We start from the raw sequence: 3,000 nt of genomic DNA, 5'->3' as shown, positions 1-3,000 counted from the left end.
TAGTGTTATTACTTATACGAAACAACTTGTTCAGTAGAACTGAATAGAGTATGGTAGCTTCTGAAGCAGCAATGAATAACCTTTAGAGGAGTTTGTATGCAGACGAATAAGATCTTTAAGTTGGTGCTTGGCGCAGCTCTGTGCCTGTCCAACATGTTGGTAGTAAATGGTGTCTATGCCCAGTCTTGGCCAACTAAGCCAATTAAGTTTATTGTTCCTTACCCACCGGGTGGAGGTACTGATGTTATTGCTCGGATAGTACAAGAGCCTCTCGCCAAGGAATTGGGTCAGCAAGTCATTATTGATAATCGCGGAGGTGCTGGTGGTTCAATTGGATCTGCTTTGGCAGCCCAGTCCCCCTCTGATGGTTACACAGTGCTGTTTACGCTCTCATCTCACACCATTAATCCTTCTTTTTATCCCCGACTGCCATTTGATACAGAGAAAGATTTCTCTCCAGTTGTGACCATTGCATCTTTGCCTCAAATCTTGGTTGCCAATCCCAATTTTCCCGCCAAGAATGTTAAAGAAGTGATTGAGATGGCAAAAGCAAAACCAGGCTCTATCTCTTATGCCTCTGTTGGTAATGGGTCTCCAGGTCATCTCGCTGGTGCGATGATGGCAACAGATGCAGGTGTAGATATGGTTCACATCCCTTATCGTGGCGCTGGTCCAGCTATGAATGATTTGCTGGCTGGTCAAGTCGATTTGGAATTTGATGGCCTTGCTACATCTGCGCCACAAATTAACGCCGGTAAATTGGTGGCGATCGCCGTAGCTGCAAACAAGCGTTCTTCAGCAATTCCAAGTGTGCCAACATTCCAAGAAGCTGGTTTGCCTGACTATGTAGTGTCAACTTGGTACTCTATGTTTGCTCCAGCAGGCACTCCAAAACCGATCGTTGACAAGATGATTGTTGAAGTGCAGAAGGCCTTAAATTCACCAAAGCTCAAGTCAATCTGGGAGAAAAACGGCTCTGAGACGCCGAATCTCTACGGTGAAGCATTTGGTAAGCAAGTGCATGCTGACGTAGTTCGTTGGTCTAGCGTAGTCAAGAAATCTGGTGCTTCGTTAGATTAATTAAGCATTTAATGTATTGGTATTTGAGGCTCGAATGAATTTATATTCCTTATTGGAAAAGGGTTTTCCAAAAGATAAGCAAGCATGTGCACTTGAAACGCATGATGGACTTTATTACTCCTGGAGTGATCTAGAGCGTGCAACTGCCAAGATGGCAAATTTGCTTAAGAGCCTCAAGTTACCCACTGGATCAAGGGTTGCAGTTCAGGTTGAGAAATCTCCAGAGGCCCTTTTTCTTTATCTTGCCACTATCAAGGCAGGCTACGTTTACCTACCTCTGAACACAGCCTATCAAGCGGCGGAAATTCAATATTTTCTCGAGAATGCTGAGCCAGCAGTCGTGGTTTGTAGCAGCAAGAATTTCTCTTGGGTGTCGAAGGTTGCTTTTCAGGCTGGCACTAAACACGTATTTACTTTGGATGAAGATCGTAAGGGTACTTTGCTTGATCGTGCAGCTGGTCAAAGTGATAAATTCAAAACCGTTGCCGTAAAAGATGATGATTTAGCTGCTATTTTGTATACCTCCGGTACAACCGGTCGCAGTAAAGGTGCGATGCTGACCCACAAGAACTTGGGTAGTAATGCACAGGTGCTGCAGAAGTTTTGGGGCTGGAAAAAAGGTGATGTTCTATTACATGCTTTGCCAATCTTTCATGTCCACGGTTTGTTTGTAGCTGCTCATGGTGCGTTAATTAACGGTAGCAAAATGATTTGGTTGCCGCGTTTAGATACTGCGCAACTAATTCATCACATGCCCAATTCCACTGTAATGATGGGTGTGCCAACGTTCTATGTACGCTTGCTTGCAGATAAAAACTTTAATAAGAGCGTCACGCGCAATATGCGCTTATTTGTTTCTGGTTCAGCTCCTTTGCTCACCGAAACGTTCAATACTTTTAAAGAGGTGATTGGTCAACCGATTCTTGAGCGCTATGGCATGAGCGAGACTGTGATGTTGGTCTCCAACCCATACAAAGGAAATCGTGTAGGCGGATCAGTCGGTTTACCTTTGCCAGGTGTGAAGGTGCGCGTGGTTAATGAAAACAATAAACCTTGTGGTGTTGATGAAATCGGTAGTATCCAAGTTAAAGGCCCAAATATATTCAAGGGCTACTGGCGCATGCCAGAGAAAACTGCAGAAGAATTTACCAAAGACGGCTGGTTTAAAACTGGTGACGTTGGTCGTTGGGGTGGCGATGCCAATGGTGGTAAAGCACCCAAGGACTACCTTTGTATTGTTGGACGCAGCAAGGACTTAATTATTTCTGGTGGCTATAACGTTTATCCAAAAGAAATCGAAAGCTTTATCGATGACATGGATGGCGTAGATGAGAGTGCTGTGATTGGTATTCCGCATCCAGATTTTGGTGAGGCAGTAATGGCAGTGGTTGTACCAAAAGCAGGTGCCAAGCTAGATGCACAAGCCATGATCGCTGCACTCAAAACGCAGATTGCGAACTTCAAGATTCCAAAGCGCTTAGAAATTGTTTCTGACTTGCCTCGCAATGCAATGGGTAAAGTTCAGAAGAATATTCTGCGTCAGCAATACGCCAGCTAATCTCAGGAAATCAGTTTTTTAGAAACCAAATGCCTTGCGGCTTTCATTAAACATGAAGGCTGCGAGCATAACGAGCATTACACCAAAGATGCGTTTGAGTTGAGCTACATTGAGCCTTCTAGCCATCTTGGCGCCAAGCGGGGCTGTAAATATACTAACCGCCACAATGCAAAGCACTGCGGGAACATAAACAAATCCAAGTGAGCCTGCAGGGAGGTTAGGGTTGCCCCAACTTCCGTACATATAACCAATCGTTGCCGCAGCCGCAATCGGAAATCCTAGGCCTGAAGAACTTGCCATCGCAGTATGTGGTTTTACATTGCACCAAAGCATAAATGGCACAGTGATAAAAGCCCCACCTG

3 protein-coding genes are annotated in these 3,000 nt (G+C 44.9%); 2 read left to right on the top strand and 1 reads right to left on the bottom strand.

Features of this window, described 5'->3' with window-relative positions:
• Positions 1–96 precede the first annotated feature (96 nt).
• Both B7Y67_RS14130 and B7Y67_RS14125 read left to right on the top strand, forming a co-directional pair.
• A complete protein-coding gene (locus B7Y67_RS14130) occupies positions 97–1,080 on the top strand; it encodes a tripartite tricarboxylate transporter substrate binding protein (protein ID WP_293599193.1) in 984 nt (327 codons plus the stop codon).
• Positions 1,081–1,114: 34 nt separating this feature from the next.
• Positions 1,115–2,638: a malonyl-CoA synthase gene (locus B7Y67_RS14125; RefSeq protein ID WP_293599192.1), complete on the top strand. Its 1,524-nt coding sequence runs from the start codon at positions 1,115–1,117 to the stop codon at positions 2,636–2,638.
• Between the two features lie 18 nt (positions 2,639–2,656).
• On the opposite strand, the gene B7Y67_RS14120 is transcribed toward B7Y67_RS14125, so the two are convergent.
• Positions 2,657–3,000: sulfite exporter TauE/SafE family protein (locus B7Y67_RS14120; RefSeq protein WP_293599191.1), on the bottom strand; the 344-nt coding region annotated here is incomplete at its 5' end.

This window comes from Polynucleobacter sp. 35-46-11 (assembly GCF_002281105.1).
The sequence above is the reverse complement of the archived record's forward strand: the minus strand, read 5'-3'. Positions and strand labels throughout refer to the sequence as shown.